General features: G+C 60.7%; 19 protein-coding genes. 3 read left to right on the top strand and 16 right to left on the bottom strand.

The genetic code is table 11. The features are described 5' to 3' along the window. From JL39_RS02665 to panC, 4 genes are all read right to left on the bottom strand, one after another. Complete coding sequence (locus JL39_RS02665; protein ID WP_152601023.1) at positions 1-816, bottom strand: quinoprotein dehydrogenase-associated SoxYZ-like carrier; 816 nt, start codon at positions 814-816, stop codon at positions 1-3. Between the two features lie 30 nt (positions 817-846). Continuing rightward, a complete protein-coding gene (locus tag JL39_RS02660) occupies positions 847-1827 on the bottom strand; it encodes a quinoprotein relay system zinc metallohydrolase 2 (RefSeq protein WP_052182603.1) in 981 nt (326 codons plus the stop codon). A gap of 92 nt (positions 1828-1919) precedes the next feature. Then, positions 1920-2741, bottom strand: coding sequence for a 3-methyl-2-oxobutanoate hydroxymethyltransferase (panB, locus tag JL39_RS02655; RefSeq protein ID WP_037145763.1), 822 nt, complete (start codon positions 2739-2741; stop codon positions 1920-1922). A gap of 13 nt (positions 2742-2754) precedes the next feature. Further along, complete coding sequence (gene panC / locus JL39_RS02650; protein ID WP_037145760.1) at positions 2755-3612, bottom strand: pantoate--beta-alanine ligase; 858 nt, start codon at positions 3610-3612, stop codon at positions 2755-2757. A gap of 226 nt (positions 3613-3838) precedes the next feature. On the opposite strand from panC, the gene JL39_RS02645 reads away from it, so the two are divergent. The 3 genes from JL39_RS02645 (at position 3839) to JL39_RS02635 (ending at position 7412) form a co-directional block, all read left to right on the top strand. After that, positions 3839-4426: a cupin domain-containing protein gene (locus JL39_RS02645; protein ID WP_037145759.1), complete on the top strand. Its 588-nt coding sequence runs from the start codon at positions 3839-3841 to the stop codon at positions 4424-4426. Between the two features lie 74 nt (positions 4427-4500). Further along, positions 4501-5808 (top strand): 4-aminobutyrate--2-oxoglutarate transaminase, encoded by a 1308-nt coding sequence (gabT, locus tag JL39_RS02640; RefSeq protein WP_037145757.1) that lies wholly within the window; start codon positions 4501-4503, stop codon positions 5806-5808. 50 nt (positions 5809-5858) lie between these two features. After that, positions 5859-7412: an acetolactate synthase large subunit gene (locus JL39_RS02635; protein ID WP_037145755.1), complete on the top strand. Its 1554-nt coding sequence runs from the start codon at positions 5859-5861 to the stop codon at positions 7410-7412. Here JL39_RS02635 and JL39_RS02630 read toward each other — a convergent pair whose 3' ends face one another. The 12 genes from JL39_RS02630 to JL39_RS02575 all read right to left on the bottom strand — a co-directional run bounded on the left by JL39_RS02630 (position 7413) and on the right by JL39_RS02575 (position 19992). Further along, a complete protein-coding gene (locus JL39_RS02630) occupies positions 7413-7793 on the bottom strand; it encodes a RidA family protein (RefSeq protein WP_037145753.1) in 381 nt (126 codons plus the stop codon). An 8-nt stretch (positions 7794-7801) separates the two neighbouring features. Beyond that, positions 7802-8866: an ABC transporter ATP-binding protein gene (locus JL39_RS02625; protein ID WP_037145750.1), complete on the bottom strand. Its 1065-nt coding sequence runs from the start codon at positions 8864-8866 to the stop codon at positions 7802-7804. 15 nt (positions 8867-8881) lie between these two features. After that, on the bottom strand, positions 8882-9685 hold the full coding sequence (locus tag JL39_RS02620) for an ABC transporter permease (protein ID WP_037145748.1): 804 nt from the start codon (positions 9683-9685) through the stop codon (positions 8882-8884). Between the two features lie 6 nt (positions 9686-9691). Next, a complete protein-coding gene (locus JL39_RS02615; RefSeq protein WP_081952664.1) occupies positions 9692-10540 on the bottom strand; it encodes an ABC transporter permease in 849 nt (282 codons plus the stop codon). A 95-nt stretch (positions 10541-10635) separates the two neighbouring features. After that, positions 10636-11676, bottom strand: a complete 1041-nt coding sequence (locus JL39_RS02610; RefSeq protein ID WP_052182602.1) for an ABC transporter substrate-binding protein — start codon at positions 11674-11676, stop codon at positions 10636-10638. Between the two features lie 17 nt (positions 11677-11693). Further along, the gene (locus tag JL39_RS02605; protein WP_037145747.1) at positions 11694-12665 is read right to left on the bottom strand and encodes a membrane dipeptidase; all 972 of its coding nucleotides are present in this window, start codon (positions 12663-12665) and stop codon (positions 11694-11696) included. Beyond that, positions 12662-13384 carry a hypothetical protein gene (locus tag JL39_RS02600; protein WP_037145745.1) on the bottom strand — a complete coding sequence of 241 codons (723 nt, stop codon included), beginning with the start codon at positions 13382-13384 and terminating at the stop codon, positions 12662-12664. Before JL39_RS02600 ends, JL39_RS02605 begins: the two co-directional genes overlap by 4 nt. Then, the gene (locus JL39_RS02595) at positions 13381-15090 is read right to left on the bottom strand and encodes a hypothetical protein (protein ID WP_037145743.1); all 1710 of its coding nucleotides are present in this window, start codon (positions 15088-15090) and stop codon (positions 13381-13383) included. Before JL39_RS02595 ends, JL39_RS02600 begins: the two co-directional genes overlap by 4 nt. A gap of 5 nt (positions 15091-15095) precedes the next feature. After that, complete coding sequence (locus JL39_RS02590; protein WP_052182601.1) at positions 15096-15854, bottom strand: IclR family transcriptional regulator; 759 nt, start codon at positions 15852-15854, stop codon at positions 15096-15098. 422 nt (positions 15855-16276) lie between these two features. Beyond that, on the bottom strand, positions 16277-18082 hold the full coding sequence (locus JL39_RS02585) for an ABC transporter ATP-binding protein (RefSeq protein WP_037145741.1): 1806 nt from the start codon (positions 18080-18082) through the stop codon (positions 16277-16279). Between the two features lie 3 nt (positions 18083-18085). Further along, on the bottom strand, positions 18086-19018 hold the full coding sequence (locus JL39_RS02580; RefSeq protein ID WP_037145739.1) for an ABC transporter permease: 933 nt from the start codon (positions 19016-19018) through the stop codon (positions 18086-18088). Further along, a complete protein-coding gene (locus tag JL39_RS02575) occupies positions 19018-19992 on the bottom strand; it encodes an ABC transporter permease (RefSeq protein ID WP_037145738.1) in 975 nt (324 codons plus the stop codon). Before JL39_RS02575 ends, JL39_RS02580 begins: the two co-directional genes overlap by 1 nt. Between the last annotated feature and the right edge of the window lie 2 nt (positions 19993-19994).

Raw genomic sequence — 19994 nt, 5'->3', positions numbered from 1 at the left:
TCAATTCGTGACCGGAGGCACTTTGAAACTCTGCTCCCAGCGCTCTCCTTTGGTGTCGGACGCGACCACCTTCATCGGCTCGTTGCCACCCGGCACGAAACTGAAGCCGATTGCGGGATTTGAGGACAGGGAGATGTCGCCAGATACTTCCAGGACAGTCTGGTCGCCATAGGAGACGGTCACCTTGTCGATGTAACGCGACGGCGTGTAAAGCCGGGTGAGTTGGTTCATCTGCATTCCGGTGAAATTCGGATGGCGGATCATCAGCGTTGCCTCGGCAGGTTGTCCGTCCTGCATGCTCTCCGCGAACTTCATTCTCATTTCACCCATTCCCTTCATCGCTTCCGCGTCACTCGGTCCGGAGGGCGCCGAACAGCCGCCGGAGGCCTTCACGAAGGCGACAGCTGAAAACAGCTTTCCCTCTTTCGTCTCGGCAACGGCGTGAACGTTGGTGTAGGTGTCGACCCGCACACGCAGCTGCAGCGAGCCAGGATCCGCAGCCGGCCCGAAGGTGACGTGAGCGGCAAGCGGCGCAGGATTGTCATCGATCACAAGATAGACCGATTTGATCCTGTCCTTTTCGGGCATCGTCAGAGTGATCGGGACGAGCGCAGCATCCTGCGCACGCTTTGGCGCATCGATCTTGATCAAGGAATCGGTCGGAAGAACTTCCCGATCATCGAAGAGATAGTCGGCAATCAGTTGCCAGCGCTCCTCCCGCTTGGCATCAGCCTGAGAGGAATCTGCGGCGGGAGCCGGCCCGGCGCAGATCGCCGTAATCAAAGCGGCCGCAAAGGCCGGTCGCAATATGTGCATCATATTCTCCTCCCTGCTTCGATCCGAAGCCTACTCCCATTCAAGCTCCTTGTAAGCTTGAATGACGTTGCGACCATTATAGTCGTCGAACAACACCCAGCCTTCGCCCTCTCCCGCAGCCACCGTTCGGCTGGCCTCGTCTATCGCAATGCCCTGCGCTATCGCCTTGCGTGTTTCATCGCGGAGAGCCGTGAGATAGCGCACCTGTTTTGCCACGGCCGGTCCGAAGTCCACCATCGCCGGCCCATGCCCCGGCACTGCGCGGGCAGCACCAACGCCCTTGAGCCGCTCGGCTTCGATCAGCCATCCGGGCAGGCTTCCATCCAGCGAGGGAACGCGATCGACAAAAAGCAGATCCGCGGGAAACAGCGTCCCCGTCGAGGTGTCGAACATCGACAGGTCGCAATCGGTGTGCGCGGTGCCGTGCGCGGTAAACCGGATAATGCGGTCACCGAGATCGACCTCGGCGACATCTTCTATCTCCCGGGTGGGATATACGATGCCGCCTACGTTCTCCGATCCGACGATCTCGACAAGACGCTGGCGATAATAGCTTCCCCGCGCATCGAGCGCGGACCTCAAAGCGTGATGACCGACGAAATCCGGCCGCTCTTCAGCAAAGGCCGCAGCACCAAGGCAATGATCGGGATGGACGTGGGTCATTACGACATGCCGGATCGGTTTGCTGGTCCGGTTCCTGATTTCTGAAAGGAGCCATTGCCCATCTGCCAGACTGCCTCCGGGATCGATCACGAGCACGCTATCGCGTCCGATGATGAAACCTATATTGGCAATGCCTCCGCTATTGGCCCGTGTCGCTTCCTCGTGCGGCGCCTCACGAATGAAGAGGCCGTTCCCGACATCTTTCAGCGAAAGAGACGCGGCCGCAAAGCCACGCATCGGCACGCAGCACAGACAGAGACCCATTGCCAACGCTGCACGCCGCGTGAAGCGGGCGCTAACGGCGGGCTGTCCGGCATCATCGACCCAGTTGAGCCTATCTATCGACATTCCCTAAAATAGCACGTTTCACCTCGACCTGGTAGCCGAAGCAGAGTGTCATCGTGCAATGGGTGTTTGCCATCCCGGACAAAATCCCGAACTCACGATCGGCGCTTGAACGTATGTTCGGGCCCCGGGAACTGGCGTGCGCGAACTTCGCGCGCATAATCCTCGGCTGCCTTGCGAACCCGCTGACCCAGTTCGTCATACCGCTTCACGAAGCGGGGCGTGAAGTCGTTGAAGAGGCCCAGCATGTCATCGGAGACCAGAATCTGCCCATCGCATGCCGAGGATGCGCCGATGCCGATGGTGGGAACCTCGACCTGTGCCGTCAGCTCCCTGGCAAGAGTTTCGACCGTTCCTTCGATGACAACTGCGAATGCCCCGGAGCTGCCGATGGCGCTTGCGTCACGCCGAAGCTTTGCGGACTCCTCATCCGAATGGCCGACCGAACGATAACCACCGGCCGTGTGAACCTGCTGGGGCATCAGGCCGATATGACCGAGCACGGGAACGCCCCGCGTCGTCAGAAAGGCAATCGTCTCAGCCATCTCCTCCCCGCCTTCGAGCTTCACCGCATCGCATCCTGTTTCCTGAAGAAGGCGGACGGCATTCCGGAAAGCGACCTCCCTGGACTCCTGATAGGAGCCGAAAGGCATGTCGACGGCGACGCACGCATTTTTAACGCCCCGCATGACTGCCTGTCCGTGGGCAATCATCATATCGAGCGTCACCGAAACGGTCGTCTCCATGCCGTAGAGGACCATGCCGAGCGAATCCCCGACAAGCAGCAGATCGCAATGCGCATCCAGCAGACGTGCCATCGGTGTCGTATACGCGGCCAGGCAGACGATCGGCTGCCCGCCTTTCATTGAACGGATACGCTTCGGCGTAATGCGCCCTTGTTTTGCCGGGACACTCATCGAAATCTCTCTTTCATTGCACGCCTCGGCGGCCAATGACCCTGTTGTCAAGAAGCCGTGTGGAGCCGATGCGGACGAACAGCGCGACGACGACCAGCTCGTCAATCAATGCGACAGGCTGCAAGGTCGAAGCATCTCTCACTGCAACGACCTCCGCATTTGCCAAGGGTTCCCGGCCGATGAATTCGCGCAGCATTTCCTCAAGCCTGACCGGATCGGTCTGGCCCGACCGCACAAGTCGTTCCGCTTCATCGAGCGTACGCGGCACAATCGCCGCGGCGCGCCGCTCCACCTCCGAAAGATAGACATTGCGCGACGACAGAGCCAGCCCGTCTGTATCCCGTACAGTTGGAACGGCAATGACCCGAACCGGAAGCGCCAGGTCTTCGACCATTCGCTTGATGATGACGACCTGCTGATAGTCCTTTTCGCCGAAATAGGCCGTCTGCGGCTGGACGATATTGAAGAGTTTGCAGACCACCGTGGCGACACCGGCAAAATGACCCGGCCGCACCGCGCCTTCCAGTTCGCGCCCGAGATCAGGCACGTCGACGACGGTGAGCATGGGACGGGGGTACATGTCCTCACCGCCCGGGGCGAACAGGATATCGACACCGGCAGCCTCCAGCATGCTGCTGTCGCGCGGCAGATCGCGTGGATACCGGCTCAGATCCTCATTGGCGCCGAACTGCAATGGATTTACGAAGATCGAGGTTACGACGATGTCGTTTTCCGCGCGGGCTCGCGAGACGAGTTCCATATGGCCGGCGTGCAGATAGCCCATGGTGGGAACAAATCCGACCCGCTTTCCCGGCTTTGCCTGCAGACGCAAACTATCGCGCAGCTCATCGATCGCCTGGATAACCCGCATCATCTCTCCCTCGGTGCGCCAAGCTTGTGGCGATCTGAATAGAGACCGGCCCTGCGGGGAGTCAACGTGCCCCAACCATTAATAACGATTAGATGTTAAGGCCGCTCACGAGGCGGTCCGAAGCCGGACGCGATCTTTTGCGGCGCGTGATCGCTCAAAATATGATCCAGTTGATCCTTCGGGCCATCCTTGGCATAACCGCCGCTATAAAATCTGGATCATGCCGATGGACCAAACATTTGATATCGGGGCGCGGCTCAACGCCATGCGGCTGGCAGCCGGCCTATCCCAGCGTCAGCTCGCAGAGCGAGCCGGTGTGCCTCATGCTCAGATATCGAACGTGGAGACCAACAAGGTCAGCCCCTCTGTTGCGACATTGCGCAAGATCCTGAACGGCCTCGGCGTCGGCATGGGTGATTTTTTCGAACCGGAGCGCAGCCCTCCGAAAGGCCCGTTCTTCTCGGCGCATGAACTCGTTGATCTGACCTCGAAAATCGCCGCCTCGCCGATTTCCGGCAGCGATGACGGAACACTCGTTTTTCGCCAGATCGGCGATGCACGGACACATAACCTCCAGATTCTCCACGAAGTCTATGAACCGAACGCGGATACCGGCGACACGCTGCTGCAGCATGCCTCGTCCGAAGGAGGGTATGTGGTCGAGGGCGAATTGGAGGTCACCGTCGGGGACGACGTGCGCGTGCTCAAGGCTGGCGAGGCCTATCTCTTCGACAGCCGCGTGCCGCATCGCTTCCGGAACCTTTCCGATCGCCGCACGATCGTCATCTCCGCCTGCTCTCCACCTTATCTGTAATTCCTAGGGCTGCCCTATTGCTCAAAATATTGAGCAAAGATATACCTTGATCATCGACATCAGGGGACACTGCGATGACCGTTTCATCAGATCTGCATTCGCGCCAGAAAGCTGCCGTGGCAGGTGGCGTTGGCACCCGCGCCATCTTCGCGGAGAAGGCACTGAACGCCGAACTTTGGGATGTGGACGGCAGGCGCTTCATCGATTTCGCGGCCGGCATCGCCGTCAACAATACGGGTCACCGTCACCCGACCATTATGCGCGCCGTCGCCGAACAGGCCGAACGCTTCACCCATACCTGCTTCCACGTCGCGCCCTATGAAGGTTATGTCCGGCTCGCAGAGCGGCTGAACGCGATCGCGCCGACGGGTGCCGAAAACCGCACCATGCTGGTCACGACCGGCGCCGAAGCGGTGGAGAATGCCGTGAAGGTCGCCCGCGCCTATACCGGCCGTGCCGGCATCATCGCGTTCTCGGGCGCCTTCCATGGCCGCACCATGCTCGGCATGGCGCTGACCGGCAAGGTCATGCCCTACAAGAAGAATTTCGGTCCCTTCCCGGCCGATATCTATCACGCCCCCTTCCCCAACCCCTATCTCGGCTTCTCGACCGAAGATGCGATCGCCGGTCTGGAACGCCTGTTCGCCGCAGACGTCGATCCGGAACGAATCTCGGCGTTCATCGTCGAGCCGGTGCAGGGCGAAGGCGGCTTCAACATCGCGCCGAAGGAATTCCTCATCCGGCTCCGCGAGATCGCCGATAGATACGGGATCGTGCTGATCGCCGACGAGGTGCAGGCGGGAATGGCGCGCACGGGAAAAATGTTCGGCTTCGAGCATGCCGGCGTCAAGCCGGACCTCGTCACCATGGCGAAGGGCTTAGCCGGCGGTTTCCCGCTTTCCGCCGTCACCGGAAAGGCCGAGATCATGAATGCGGCGCATCCCGGCGGTCTTGGCGGCACCTATGCCGGCAATCCGCTGAGCGTCGCAGCCGCCAATGCCGTGCTTGACGTCATCGAGAGCGAGAAACTGTGCGAGCGTGCGGCGGAAGTCGGGCGCAGGATCACGGAGCGGTTGACGTCGATCGCATCGCGCCAGGGCATGGAACGCATCGGCGAAGTCCGCGGACTCGGCGCCATGGTGGCATTCGAACTGGTTGAGGACCGCGAGTCCAAGGCGGCCAGCCCGGCGATCACCAACCGTATTGTTGCGGAAGCGGAAGCCCGCGGCCTCATTCTGCTGTCTTGCGGAACGCGTCTTAACGTGATCCGTTTGCTGCCGCCGCTGACGATCGAATGGGATGTTCTTGAAGAAGGGCTCAACATTCTCGAAGCTTCGATCGAAGCCGCATTTTCGGATGCGACCGCTCCAGTGGCAGCCTGAGCTGCGTCCGTGCGAATGGATGCCGGTATAGACGAAAAAGAGGGAACTGCATGAACGGCGCCGATATGCTTTGTGATGTCCTGCTGGTAAACGGCATCGACGTCTGTTTCGCCAATCCCGGTACATCGGAGATGCATTTCGTCGCGGCGCTCGACCGCAAGCCCGCCATGCGCTGCGTCCTCGGTCTTTCGGAAGGCGTTGTGACGGGAGCTGCCGATGGCTACGCTCGCATGGCGGACAAGCCTGCTGCGACACTCCTGCATCTGGGACCCGGCCTCGCCAACGGTCTTGCCAACCTTCACAACGCTCGTCGCGCACGCACGCCCATTCTCAACGTCGTCGGCGATCATGCATCCTATCACCTGCAATATGATGCACCGCTGACGAGCGACATCGAAAGCCTGGCACGGCCGATGTCCCATTGGGTCGGACGTGCTGGCGGAGCTCACGATATACGCCGTTGCACCGAAGAGGGCTTTGCCGCGTCGATCACCCGCCGCGGCGTCTCGACGATGATCCTGCCGGCCGATGCCGCCTGGGGCGAGGTTTCGCCGGAAACGCTTTCTCCCGTTGCCATCCCCGAGCCTCCGGCAATCGAACCGGAAGCGTTGAAGGCTTCCGTCACGGCGCTTCGCAGCGGCAAACGCGCCGTGATCATCCTCTCCGGCCACGCCCTGCGCGAAAAGCCGGTCGAGACCGCCGGTCGTATTGCGGCGGCAACCGGTGCGGCTCTTTTCTCGACATCGTCGGCCAGAAGCGCACGCGGTGCGGGGCGCGTTTTGGTACAGCCCGTTCCTTACAATATCGAGCTGGCGATCGAGGCGTTGAAGGAATTCGAGGTGGCGATCTGCATCGGCGGGCCTCGCCCCGTTACCTTCTTCGCCTATCCCGGCAAGCCGAGCACGACGTTGCCACCGGACTGCCGGGTGATCCAGCTCGCCGAGCATGAGCACGATCTCGCCGATGCGCTGGAGCAACTGGCGGATGGGCTCGGCATCAGGCCGAATGCGAACTTCGCCCGCAACGCTTTCCGTCAGAACGAGATACGGGTGCCAAACGGTGCTCTAACACCGGATGCCGTCAGCCTGGCGATTGCTCGCTACCTGCCGGAAAATGCCATCGTCATTGACGAGGCACTGACCTCGATCGGCCAGCATACCGCACTCGCGCCCGGCCTTCATCCGCATGACCACCTGCCCATCACCGGCGGTTCGATCGGCATCGGCATCCCGCTTGCGGCAGGTGCTGCGATCGGCGCGCCGGATCGCAAGGTTGTGGCGATGCAGGCCGATGGCAGCGGCATGTACACGGTTCAGGGCCTGTGGACCCAGGCGCGCGAGCAACTCGACATCGTGACGATCGTCTTTGCGAACAACGCCTATCGCATCCTGCAGGGTGAGATGACCAATGTCGGCGTGAATTCCTATGGCGTGAATGCCCGCAAGATGCTCGACCTCGACCAGCCGAAACTCGACTGGTGCTCGCTTGCCAAGGGCCTCGGCGTTGAAGCCGGCCGTGCCACAACTGTCGAGGAATTCGTAAAGCTCTATACCGCCGCGCTCGGCCGTAGAGGACCGTTTCTCATCGAAGCCGCAATCGTCTGATCAGGCCGCGTTCGCTGCGGAAACCATGATCATCTCGACCTTCAGGTCCGGGCTCGCCAATCGCGCTTCGAAACAGGCGCGCGCCGGCGGCGCGATGCCGGAGACCCAATCGTCCCAGACCTCGTTCATGGGGGCATAATCATCCATGTCCGCCAGCATGATCGCGCAGAAGATGAGGCCTTCCTTGGCGCTGCCGATTTCCGCCAGCCGGCCTTCTGCCTTGGCGAGAAGCTGCCGCGTCTGCTCTGCAATGCTCAGCGAACCGTCATAGGGTGCCTGAGGCGTGCAGGCAAAATAACCCGTACCTTGATGGACGACGGCGAGGCTGCCGCGCTGGCCGACGCCGAAACGCCGGATGATCGACGAAAAGTCCGAGTTCATGGGGCTACCTATTTGGTGATGACGAAGACAGCTTCGGGCGTCCAGCTGATGCAGCATTCCTCGCCTTCCTTGATGATCACCACGTCCGCGCCAAGCACACGCACCCGCATGGAGAGTTCTCCTGCCCGGCCGATAACGAGCGCGTTGTCACCGTAGTTGACGATGGTTTCGACCTTCATGCGCACGTTCTTGCGCCCCTCGATCGGATTGCGTGAAAGCTTGATATGCTCCGGCCGGATGAGCAGCGTCACGTTCTGGCCGTCGGAGAGAGCTTCGCTGCCCGCATAATCAAAGGGCCCGAGCGTCGGATTGTCCGCCGTCTTCGTCATCGCATTGGTGATGGTTGCCGGAATGAGGTTGCTCTCGCCGATGAAGGTGGCGACGAATGCGGTGCGCGGGCGATGATAGATATCGAGGGGTGCGGCCGCCTGCTCGATCCGCCCCTTCTCGAAAACCACGATGCGGTCGGACATGGACATGGCTTCCGACTGATCATGAGTGACGAAAATGGTGGTCACGCCCAAGCTGCGTTGGATGCGCTTGATCTCGATCTGCATCTGCTCGCGCAGGTTCTTGTCAAGCGCGCCGAGCGGTTCGTCGAGCAGGAGCAGCGATGGCTCGAAGACCAGCGCGCGGGCAAGCGCTACGCGTTGCTGCTGGCCGCCGGAAAGTTCCTTCGGGTGGCGATGACCGAAACCCTTGAGACCGACAAGCGAGAGCATGTCTTCCGCCCGCTTCAAGCCCTGAGAACGGCCGACACCACGCATCTGAAGGGGAAAATACACGTTCTCAACGGCCGTCTTGTGTGGGAAAAGCGCGTAGTTCTGGAAGACTATGCCGATATTGCGTTGATGCGGCGCGAGTTGCGAGATCGACTGCCCGCCGATCTCGACCGCGCCGCCGCTCGCCTTCTCGAAGCCGGCGATGATCATCAAGGTCGTCGTCTTGCCGGAGCCGCTCGGGCCTAGGAAGGTCACGAATTCTCCCTTGTCGACCGAGAGGCTTACATTGTCGAGCGCCGTGAAATGCCCGTAGCTCTTGGTGATGTTGGAGAGTTGCAGGTAGCTCGTCATGAGAAATCCTTGGGATCAGTGTGCGCCGGCGGATCGGCTCGGCTTGGGCACGCGGCTGCGGAGCGCGCCGACGAAATAGGGAGCGGCGATACCGATCAGCACGACGAAGAAGAGCAACGTCGAGATGACTGCAATCACCGGGTCCGCCTCCTGGCGGATGCTGTCGAACATCTTGCGCGGCAGCGTCTCCGCGTCGCGGCCGGAAATGAAGATCGCCACCACGGTCTCGTCGAACGACTGGATGAAGGCGAAGAGCGAGCTGATGATCAGGCCCGGCCGCAGGATCGGCAGCGTGATGTGGAGAAAGGTTCTTGTGGGGCTTGCGCCCAGGCTCTGGGCCGCCCGCTCCAGATTGCGGTCGAAACCCTTGAGATTGGCGGAGAGCACCAGGAAGGCGATCGGCACAGACAAGCAGGTATGCGCGAGGATGACGCCGAGATGGGTATGGACCAGCTTCAACTGCCCGAAATAGGAATAGTACCCGATCGCCATGACGATATGGGGAACCGCCATCGGCATCAACATCATCAGGTCGGCGAAACCTTTGCCGCGAAAGCGATGACGCACGAGCGCGAAGGTTGCCGGCACGACCAGCGCCATGGTCAGGATCGTCGTCGCGGTAGCGATGAGAATGCTGTTCCAGGTGGGCACGAGCCAATTGGGGTCGGTGAAATAGGCGCGGTAGTAGCCGAGCCAGTAGCCGGGCGGCGGGAACTGCAGCGAACTCGCATTGGATAAGGACATCGGCACCACAATGACCAACGGTGCTGCAATGAAGAGTACGACGATGAAGCCTGCCCAACGCATGAACGTATTCATGACCGATCACCCCCAGAGTTTGTCGAGGCCGAAACGACGGTGATAGATAGTCAGGATGATGAGCGTCACGACGAGCAGCACCATCGCCATGGCGGAACCGAGGCCAAAAGCCAGGAATTCCTCGATCTGATGGCCGATCAGGCCGGCGATCATCTGTTCGCGCGGGCTGCCGAGCAGCACCGGCGTGACGTAGAAGCCGAGGCAGATAACGAAGACCAGCACCGATCCATTGGCAATCCCAGGTGCCGTCAGCGGCAGGTAGACATGCCGGAAGAGCGACCAGCCTTTGGCACCGAGGCTTTCTGCCGAGCGGATCAGCGCCGGATCGATCTTCTTCATGACCGAATAGATGTTCATGATCATGTAGGGTGCCAGGATGTGCACCATGGCGAGCGTCGAGGAAAAACGGGTGAAGAGAAGCTGTGGGGGTTGCTCGATGCCGATTATCTGCAGGAAGGCGATTAGCGGGCCGTTGTTGCCAAGCAGCACCATCCACGAATAGGTGCGCACCAGGAAGCTCGTCCAGAAGCTCATGGTCACAAGAAGCAGGATGAGCATCGCCGTGCGCGGCTTGGATTGCGCCATCAGATAGGCCAACGGATAACCGACCGCAAGGCAGCAAAGCGTCACGAAAGCGGCAGTCGCGAAGGTGTTGACGAAGACGCGCTGATAAAGCGTGCCCGTCAGAACCTTCTGGTAATTGGCGAACGAAACACGCGGTTCGGTAAAGCTCATGATCGCCACGTCGGCGAGCGGCACGACGAAGAAGACGAGCATGTAGATACCGAGCGGTGCAAGCAGCAACCAGGGCCAGATATTCGTCTTTTCCGTCAGTCTTGAAAGGCTCATGCCCATTGCCGTTCCTTCTCATGGCAAGCGGGGTCGATACGGCAGCGCACAGTCATCGTGCGATGCCGCTCAAGCAGGTCAGATTGATCCGGGAGAGCGGATCAGCTCGCAACCCACTCTTCAAAACGTTCGGCGAGTTCTGCCGGGTCGGCACCGAAATTCGCCATATCCTGCTCGAAGATGAGCTTGTAGTTCTCTGGCGAGGTCGGCATACGCTTTGCGTCTTCGGCGCTGACGAACTCGTTGGACGCCGGGTTCAGCGCGCCGTAGTCGGCGGCCTTCGCAAAACCGGCGAGCGGCTTGGCGCTCGTTGCGAATTCCACGAACTTCTTGGCGTTATCGAGGTTTGGCGTATCCTTGGCGACAACCCAATAGGCGCGTTCGATCTCGCCCTGGTTCCACGTCATGGCGACCGGAGCGCCGGCCTTTTCCGCTTCGAAATAACGGCCATGCCAGATGCCGATCATATCGATCTCGCCGTCACGGAGAATCTGAGTCGACTGGGCGCCGGCCGTCCACCAGACGCGGACATGATCCTTGATCTTGTCGAGCGACTTAAAGGCCCGATCGATATCGAGCGGATAAAGATCCTCCACTGCGACACCATCGGCCAGCAGCGCGATCGGAATGACGCGAGCTGCATAGCGTTGCAGCGAACGGCCGCCAGGGAATTTCTCGACATTCCAGAAATCGGCCCAGGTCTTCGGCGCTTCCTTATACTTGTCGGTACGCCAGGCGATGACGGTCGCGAAGGCATGCGAAGCGACGCCGTTTTCGAAGAGACCGCCTTTATAAGGCGCCTCAAGCTCCTCGATAATGCCGGCCTGATTGGCGCGAACGAGTTCGCCGCCACCGAGCGTGGTGACGTCGAATTCATAGGTGCCCGTCTTCACCTGCTGGGCGAGCTTGGCGAAGGAAACCGGAGAAACGGTCTTTACCTGAATACCGGTCTCGGCGGTGAACGGATCGATGAGATTTGCCTTGGCCGCCGCTTCCCAGGGGCCGCCCCAGGTATTCACGTAGAGGATCTTCTCCTGGGCGCGAACGATATAGGGCGCGGCAAGCGAGGCGGCGGCGGCGGCGGCGGCAGTTTTCAGGAAACTGCGACGATCTGGCATGAGAAAAGTCTTCATTCCGGGCATGATCAGTTCTCCTCTTTTTATGGTTTTCTGAAGGTGGCTTCGTAGAGCCGAAGCCAATTCTTGTGAGTGATCTTGGCGACCTCCTCTTCCGAGAAGCCGACGGCACGCAGACCATCCGGGATCACCTTGATGTCCTCGACCTTCTGGAACCATTCCGGCGGCGCAGCCTTGAGCGGCTTGCCCGCCGCGCTGGCGCCATAGTCCTCGCCGCGGGTCCAGCGGCCCTTGCGCATCCAGGCATAATCGGGGGCGGCAAAATTGTGGCTCTTGTCGGTACCGATCGCGACGGAATCGATGCCGGCAATGTCGACCGTGCGGGCCACCATCGTGCACCAGGCCTCGATCGAGGCGCAGTATTCATCCCCGGTGATGTTGCGATAGGCGGCACAGCCGATCACTCCGCCGGTGTCCCTGAGCGCCCTGATGACGTCATCAGATTTGTTGCGCTTGTGAAAGAACAACGACTGCGCATTGGCATGGGTGACGGCGATCGGCTTTTCGGAAACCTTGATCGCATCCAGCGTCGTGCGGTCGCCGACATGGCTGCAGTCGACGAGAATGCCGGCCGCATTCATTTCGCGGATGACCTCCCTGCCGAAGCGGGCGAGGCCGGAATCTTCCACCTCGTAGCAGGAGCCACCGAGCTCGTTCTGGTTGTTGTAGGTGAGCTGAACGACGCGCACGCCGAGTTCTGCAAACATCTCCACGAAACGGATGCGGCCCTGGAAGAGGTTGGCGTTCTGGAAGCCCATGATGATGGCGAGCTTGCCTTCCCCGGAAATCCGGCTGATGTCGTCCGCCGTCAGCGCGATTTCGGCAATATCCGAGTTTTCGCGGACCAGATCGCGCCAGCGGCCGATCGAATCCATGGATTCGATCGCGCCTTCCCAGAAGCCGCAGGTGTTGACGACGCCCCCGACAGTTCCCGCGAGCAGGGTTTCAAAGGCGGCGCGATCGAAATGCCCGCATTGCAAACCGTCGATGATCATGATCCAGCGCCTTCCTTTTCACGTTCGGAGAGTCTGGATGCCAGGAAGCTGACATCCGTTTCGTCGTCATTGTCCTTGCGTCCGATGATCGTCCCGTCCTCATTGATGATCATCGGTCCGGCGTGACGTCGGGAAACGACGCTGTCGGTTGCCAGCGCCTGTTTGGCCAGGTGGTAGATGCGCCACCAGAGATCCGCCTCGACCAGCACCCCATCCTCAAGCAGGGCCCAGAGCAGGGGATCATCCTTCCGGACATCACCGGTGACAGTCGCGGGAGCCGCGTTGAGCACGTTGCCGGAAACGGTGATCGTAAGACCGGTACGCCCCCCGAAACTTGCTGCGGTTGCCAGTTCCTCGGCGTCTGCCACGTTGACAGCCGTCAACTCCGCCGAACCGAAGCGAGCCGTCAACTCGCCGAGAAGGTCGATTGCCGCCGGAAGGACGAACCACGCGTGTTCACCAGCCGCATCGAGCTTGAGGCGATTGCCGTCCTCGGAGGTGATCGAGATGCGGGCAGGATCGGCGGACTTGAAGCTCTCGAAACGTTCTTCAAGCAGTGCGAAGCCACCGAGCCCCAGCTTTTGGGAATACATCGGGAAGTCGCCGACCGTGAGGAAGAAGCCCTTGGGCAGGCTGCTGAGCGAGAATATGCGCTCGGACATCAGCCGCATTTCACGGGGCATCACGCGCATCGAAATATTGGAATGCGAGGAGGTCATAGAACAGGTTCCGCCGGATAATACCAGGTGCCGGTGTAGCCGGAGCGCAGATCGTCGGGAGTGGGCGCCCCGTGATAAAGCACGCCGCGCAGATTGCGACTCAGGAAGTCTCGGGTCTTGTCGATGCCGTGGAAGCCGACATTCATCAGCCGAACGAGATCGATCGGCACGAATTCCTCAGCATTGATGTTTGCATGCGGCGTGTGATAGCCGAGGCCGCTGAGGCTCTGTATGCGGGCAACCATGTGACGGTGTTCAGGATGCTGCATCAGGAAACGGGCGATGCTGAGCTGACCGTCGACCTTGCCGAGATCAGCACAAAGCGACTGGATTTCCCCGCAGACATCGAGGCCGAGATCGAGCGCATCGGGGACTTCCTCGCGTGCCCCGCGACGCGGCTCCTCGGCGGTCTCCGACTTGTACCAGACATATCCGTAGGCTTCCGGACCGGACATATCGATGTCCAGAGCCCACTGATATTCCTTACGGATGAGACCAGCGAGGCTTTCTGCGGTTTCTGCCGGAGAGACATTCAGTTCATCAGGCGCATGGATCGCTTTCAACAGACGATCCGCCTCCTCCGGCACAAGCTCGATCAGCAAGGACAGGAAGGTCTCGTAAGCTTCCGGAACAGACTCGGCTTCAAATTCGCAAGCCAGAATATCGAGCGGAACATCGGCCTTTCGGCCAAGTACCGTACCGCTGCTGCGGAACTCTTCGAGTGCTTCCACCATGTTGTCTAGATCGGCGGCGATCTCGTCGCTCGAGGCGAAGGTCTCGTAGACCATCTGGTCCTGCTTACGGAAGACAATCGCCTGGCCGAGCAGTTCGATGAGCTTCGCCACGCGCGGATCGGGCGGCTCGAGCTTCAGTCCGCGCGCCATGGCGATCGCCTCCTCGCGTGCGCGGATGAAGGCATCGATCAACCGCGGATGCTTGTGCACAAAAAAGATCAATCCCAGCGCCGAGCCATTGCCCACACCGATATAACGGCGGAGCCGCGGATCAAGCAGAACCGCCTTTTCCGATTTCTTCCCCGCCAGATGCTCGACGAGATCGCAGGAGAACTCCCGCATCAGGTAGGCCGTGAGAAGCTGGGCCTCCAGAACGCCCCCGAGCGCATGCCGGGATCCGAGAGAGGGGAAGGAGCGCGTACCGAACGTGCCATTGCCGTCGAGGCCCGTATTGCGCATCAGATAGCAGACCCTGGAAAGGTCGGCGACGGAAGGCTGGCGACCTTCGGCAAGTGCTTCGAGCGTCTGATCGAAGACGCGCATCGAACGGTTCGACCGGCACCAGATCAGGGTTTTCGCGGTGGCGCGGCCAGTATAGAGCTTCGGTATCTCGCGCCGTGCTGTCTCAATTTCTGCTTCGCTGGCCGGCCCTTCGATCAGTGTTCCCATCATGTCCCAGGCCTGGCCGATGATCCGGCCGGTGCGGGCAACGCGGCTCGGCGGACGGGAAAAGCCGATAAAGGAAAATTCCTGGGACGGCGCCTTGATGGAATAGACGACGGTGCCTTCGGCATTGCCGTCGATATCGAAACGGATTTTGGAAATATCCCAGCGTTCGCGGATCATCTTGTTCATGAAGGCCCGCGTACCGCTCAGCCTGCTTGGCTGCATTGCTGCCAGCCGCGAGGTTTTCATCACCTCGTGACTGGCTCTTGGCAGCCGCACTGCCACCTGTCCAGAAGTTACGGTCATCGCCGTCAACGCTCTCCCTGCTGCATTTTCGTGATGGTGCGCGCCGCTTCGAGGAGCGGCTCCCGGAAGGTTTCGAGATCGAAACGGGTTTCGGGCATGACCAGCGAGATGGTCGACGTACACCTGCCCTGGAAATCGAAGATCGGCGCCGCAATCGCCGTCACGCCGCTCTGGGTGTAGCCGCTCGACAGGGCATAACCGTTCTCGCGCGCCTCGCTGAGAATCTCCCCCGATGCAAGCGGCTCGCCGCTTTCGCGCAACCGGCCGAGGGTCGGCTCATCCGCAAAGGCTGTGAGGATGCGCCCGGATGCCGAGCCTTCGAGCGACATCGTGGTGCCGATCTTCTGTTCCGCCCGCAACACACTTTCGGACTCAACGCGCGAGACGATGCAGGGCAGGCCCCGGTCGAGTACCGCCAGCGAGGCGGTTTCCTTCACCCGGTGAACCAGCATCTCCAATACCGGCTGGACACGCGTGCCGAGATTGGCCTGTTCCAGTGCCGAAGCGGCGATCCGGCAGGCGTGCATGGAGAGCCGGTAGCGCATCTCCTGATCCTGTTCGACCCAGCCGGCCTCGATCAGCGTCAGGAGCCGCTGGTAAGCCGTCGGCCGCGACAGTTCCATGGCCGCGGCAACCTCCGGCAGCTTCATTCCTCGCGGGCTTGCGGCAAGCACGTCCAGCACGGCCATCGTCTTGAGAACCGTGGACAGAGGTCTGACGCCGCCCTCTTCCTCTTGTATTCTATTTGAATATACTGTATCCATAACAAATATATTGAACGTCGGATTTGATCGCTGTCAACTGCACCTGACAGCGACGAGGGGGCATTTTGACCTCTCCAGCCCTTAAGCCATTCAAATATCTGGAAAGTTTTTCTTGATTTTCGTCAGCTTCACCCGCAGGCAAACTGTGCTGAGGCGCAACGCGACGCAGTGAACAACCAATAAGAGCATTATGGGCGGGTAAGCATCCCTGGTGATGAAGGCCCGACTCCGTCTTGCCACCCTCGACAACCAGCCTGGCGAGGCTGAGGCAACACGCGAAACCCTGCGCAAAACCCCACCAGCACAGAACGGCCGGTAGAAATTTCCGGGAAAAGGCGGCAAAGGTGAAGCCGCCGCTCCAACCGATGTCGAGGTCGAGATTCCCGCCTGATCTTTCAGGCGCGTCACCGAATGCGCTTCTATTATGCAACCAGGAAGAGATGGCCGTCGCCCGCTTCCAGGTAGCGGCGCTGCGGCGGCACGTAGTCGGCCGCGCGGAACGGGCTCCTGATTTCGTCGTTCGAGATCCGTCGCGTCTGCCGGCGAGCGGGGTCGGCGATCGGTACGGCTGCCATCAGGCGCTTCGTGTAATCGTGCTGCGGATTTTCGAAGACGGCTTGCCGTGGGCCGATTTCGACGATCTCGCCGAGATACATAACCGCGACGCGATGGCTGATCCTTTCCACCACTGCCATGTCGTGGCTGATGAAGAGATAGCCGAGGCCGTATTTCTCCTGCAGGTCGAGCATCAGGTTGATGACCTGCGCCTTGACCGACACATCGAGAGCCGAAACGGATTCGTCGGCGATGATCAACTTCGGTTCGAGGGCGAGTGCGCGGGCGATGCAGACGCGCTGGCGCTGGCCGCCGGAGAACTCATGCGGGAAACGGTCCGCCATCGAGGCTGAAAGCCCGACGCGTTCGAGTAGCTCGCCCACCCGCTCCTTCGCCTCGGTGGCATTGGCAAGCCCATGCGTGACGATCGGCTCTGCAATCGCATCACCAACACGGATACGCGGATTGAGGCTTTCGAATGGATCCTGAAAGATCATCTGTGCCTCCCGGCGGATGTCCGCCAGTTGCGACTTGCCTGCGCCCAGCACGTTCTTGCCGTCGATCTCGATCGTGCCGGACTTTGCATCCGTCAGCCGGATGATCGAACGGCCCGTCGTGGACTTGCCGCAGCCGGACTCACCCACCAGCGACAACGTCTCACCCTGCCGCACTTGCAGGGAAACGCCCTCGACGGCATGAATTCGGCCGACTGTCTTGCGCAGGAAACCCTTCTTGATGTCGAAGCGCGTCACCAGGTTGTCGACCTTCAGGATCGGAGCCGCATCGCGCTTCACCGTATCTGCCGTCGGCTTGACAGGCTGGATCTCGCCGCTCGCCATGTCGACCTGCGGGAAGCGCAGTGGCCGATCGAGACCTGTCATCGAACCAAGCTGCGGCACGGCAGAAAGGAGCGCCCGCGTATAAGGATGCTTGGCGCCCGCAAAAATCTCCCGCGTCGTTCCCGTCTCCACCGCATCGCCGCGATACATGACCACGGTGCGGTCGGAGATTTCCGCAACCACGCCCATGTCGTGGGTGATGAAGAGGACCGACATGCCCTCCTCTTCCTGCAACGTCTTGATGAGCTCGAGAATCTGCGCCTGGATGGTGACGTCGAGCGCCGTCGTCGGCTCGTCGGCGATCAGCAGCTTCGGATCGCAGGCGAGCGCGATCGCGATGACCACGCGCTGCCGCATGCCGCCGGAAAAGTTCATCGGATATTCGTTGAGGCGAGATTTCGCCGATGGAATACGGACCTTCTCGAGAAGCCGAACCGCTTCGGCTTCAGCTTGGCCGCGGGACATGCCGCGATGCTGAACGAGAACCTCGGTGATCTGCTGACCGATCTTCAACACCGGATTGAGGCTCGTCATCGGTTCTTGGAAGATCATGCCGATGCGGTTGCCGCGAATCGACTGCATCTCATCGAGCGGCAGGTCGAGCAAGTTTCTCCCCTCGAAGTCGATCCTGCCGGTCACGCGCGAATTGCCAGGCGGCAGAAGCCGCATGATCGACATGGCCGTGACGCTCTTACCCGAGCCCGACTCGCCGACAACGGCAACGGTCTCCCTCGGACCGATATCGAAGCTGACGTCACGCACGACGTTGCGCCATTCGCCGCCGACGCGGAACGAGGTATTGAGGTTGGAAATCGAAAGTATGGGATTGGACATGGCTCAGCCCTCCCGCCGAGGATTGAGGATGTCGCGCAGGCTGTCGCCGATCAGGTTGATCGCGACGATGAGCAACAGAAGGACGAGGCCGGGAAAGAAGCTGATCCAGTAGTCGCCGGACAGCAGATATTCGAACCCGTTCGAGATCAGAAGGCCGAGAGACGGCTCGGTAACCGGCAGGCCGATGCCGAGGAAGGAAAGCGTAGCCTCGAGCATGATCGCATAGGCGACACGCATGGTCGCAACGACGATCAGCGGCGGCAGGCAGTTCGGCAGGATATGCCGGAAGAGAATGCGCCGGTCGGGAAGCGCCATCGAGCGGGCGGCATCGACATAGGCGCGCTTGCGTTCCACCAGTGCCGAGCCGCGGATCGTGCGGGCATAATAGGCCCACTGGGTGACGATCAGCGCCAGGATGATCTTATCGACGCCCTGTCCCAGGATGGCAAGGAAGATCAGGGCGATCAGGATCGCGGGGAAGCTGAGCTGGATATCGACGACGCGCATCAGGAAGGAATCGAGCCTGCCGCCGGCGTAGGCGCTGACAAGGCCGATCGAGGCGCCAATCACCAGTGCGATCGCTGCGCTGGAGATGCCCACAAGGATACTGGTGCGCAAGCCATAGAGGATGGCGCTCAGGAGGTCACGGCCCTGGTCGTCGGTGCCGATCAGATAGACCATGCCGCTCATGCTCGCAGAGCCCGGCGGCAGCCGGCCGTCGAGAATATCGAGCTGTGACAGATCGTAGGGATTCTGCGGTGCGATTACCGGCGCGAAGACTGCGGCGAGAATGAAGACCAGCACCAGAAGGATGCCGGCGAGCGCCAGCCTGTCGTTCAGAAGGGCGGAAATCGTCTGGCGGAACGGCGACCGCGAGCGGTGCGCCTGACCGCTGCCGACATGTACCGAGCTTGCGGCGTTTGTGTCCTGGCTCATCACGAATTCCCTTCAAGACGAACGCGCGGGTCGACGACCGAATAGAGGATGTCGACGAAAAGGTTGATGACGCTGAACATCACGACCGTGATCATCAGGTAGGCGAGGATGACGGGCCGATCGAGGACGGCGATGGCGTCGATGATCAGCTTGCCCATGCCCGGCCAGGCGAAGATGGTTTCGGTAACGACGGCGAAGGCGATCAGCGAACCGAGTTCCAGGCCGATCACGGTGATCAGCGGAATGAGCGTGTTCTTCAGCACGTGGACGAGAACGATGTGACGTTCCGGCAGGCCCTTGGCGCGGGCGAAACGCACGAAGTCGAGCTGCATCGTCTCCAGCACACCGGCGCGGGTCAGGCGGATGATCAGCGATATCTTGAACAGTGCAAGGTTCAGCGCCGGCAGAAGAAGATGGGACAGGCCATCCAGCGTGAAGAGGCTGATGGGGACGCCGAAAACCGACACCGTATCACCTCGCCCGGATGACGGCAGCCAGCCGAGCTTGACGCTGAACAGCATGACCATCACGAGGCCGATCCAGAAGGTCGGCAGGCTGAAACCGAGGATCGAGAAGGTCATGACCGACCTGGAAACGAGACTTTTTGGCTTCAGGCCGGCATAGACGCCGAGTGGAATGCCGAAAACAAGCCCGATCACCAGAGCGACAAAGGCAAGCTCCAACGTCGCCGGCATACGGTTAAGGATCAGCGTCAGCGCCGGCTGGTTGAAGACGAACGAATTGCCGAGATCGCCGGAGAGCGCGCGGGTCAGGAATAGCCAGTATTGTTCCCAGACCGGCTTGTCGAGGCCGAACGACTGGATGACCTGCAGGCGCTCGGTCGGCGTGGCGGTCGGACTGAGCAGGACGTCGACCGGATTGCCGACGAGATAGAGGCCTACGAAGACCAGGACCGACATCACGAATAGCGTCAGAACCGTTTGGATCGATCGGCTTAAAAGATAACCGCTCATAG

Source organism: Rhizobium sp. YS-1r (assembly GCF_000757525.1).
GTDB lineage: Bacteria > Pseudomonadota > Alphaproteobacteria > Rhizobiales > Rhizobiaceae > Neorhizobium > Neorhizobium petrolearium.
Note: the sequence above shows the minus strand (reverse complement) of the source record. Positions and strands in the feature narration are given on the sequence as shown.

Excerpts from the sequence above, each read along its gene's own strand:
- JL39_RS02665 (WP_152601023.1), bottom strand. The coding sequence starts at position 816 with ATGCACATATTGCGACCGGCCTTTGCGGCCGCTTTGATTACGGCGATC.
- JL39_RS02660 (WP_052182603.1), bottom strand. The coding sequence starts at position 1,827 with ATGTCGATAGATAGGCTCAACTGGGTCGATGATGCCGGACAGCCCGCC.
- panB (WP_037145763.1), bottom strand. The coding sequence starts at position 2,741 with ATGAGTGTCCCGGCAAAACAAGGGCGCATTACGCCGAAGCGTATCCGT.
- panC (WP_037145760.1), bottom strand. The coding sequence starts at position 3,612 with ATGCGGGTTATCCAGGCGATCGATGAGCTGCGCGATAGTTTGCGTCTG.
- JL39_RS02645 (WP_037145759.1), top strand. The coding sequence starts at position 3,839 with ATGGACCAAACATTTGATATCGGGGCGCGGCTCAACGCCATGCGGCTG.
- gabT (WP_037145757.1), top strand. The coding sequence starts at position 4,501 with ATGACCGTTTCATCAGATCTGCATTCGCGCCAGAAAGCTGCCGTGGCA.
- JL39_RS02635 (WP_037145755.1), top strand. The coding sequence starts at position 5,859 with ATGAACGGCGCCGATATGCTTTGTGATGTCCTGCTGGTAAACGGCATC.
- JL39_RS02630 (WP_037145753.1), bottom strand. The coding sequence starts at position 7,793 with ATGAACTCGGACTTTTCGTCGATCATCCGGCGTTTCGGCGTCGGCCAG.
- JL39_RS02625 (WP_037145750.1), bottom strand. The coding sequence starts at position 8,866 with ATGACGAGCTACCTGCAACTCTCCAACATCACCAAGAGCTACGGGCAT.
- JL39_RS02620 (WP_037145748.1), bottom strand. The coding sequence starts at position 9,685 with ATGAATACGTTCATGCGTTGGGCAGGCTTCATCGTCGTACTCTTCATT.
- JL39_RS02615 (WP_081952664.1), bottom strand. The coding sequence starts at position 10,540 with ATGGGCATGAGCCTTTCAAGACTGACGGAAAAGACGAATATCTGGCCC.
- JL39_RS02610 (WP_052182602.1), bottom strand. The coding sequence starts at position 11,676 with ATGCCCGGAATGAAGACTTTTCTCATGCCAGATCGTCGCAGTTTCCTG.
- JL39_RS02605 (WP_037145747.1), bottom strand. The coding sequence starts at position 12,665 with ATGATCATCGACGGTTTGCAATGCGGGCATTTCGATCGCGCCGCCTTT.
- JL39_RS02600 (WP_037145745.1), bottom strand. The coding sequence starts at position 13,384 with ATGACCTCCTCGCATTCCAATATTTCGATGCGCGTGATGCCCCGTGAA.
- JL39_RS02595 (WP_037145743.1), bottom strand. The coding sequence starts at position 15,090 with ATGACCGTAACTTCTGGACAGGTGGCAGTGCGGCTGCCAAGAGCCAGT.
- JL39_RS02590 (WP_052182601.1), bottom strand. The coding sequence starts at position 15,854 with ATGGATACAGTATATTCAAATAGAATACAAGAGGAAGAGGGCGGCGTC.
- JL39_RS02585 (WP_037145741.1), bottom strand. The coding sequence starts at position 18,082 with ATGTCCAATCCCATACTTTCGATTTCCAACCTCAATACCTCGTTCCGC.
- JL39_RS02580 (WP_037145739.1), bottom strand. The coding sequence starts at position 19,018 with ATGAGCCAGGACACAAACGCCGCAAGCTCGGTACATGTCGGCAGCGGT.
- JL39_RS02575 (WP_037145738.1), bottom strand. The coding sequence starts at position 19,992 with ATGAGCGGTTATCTTTTAAGCCGATCGATCCAAACGGTTCTGACGCTA.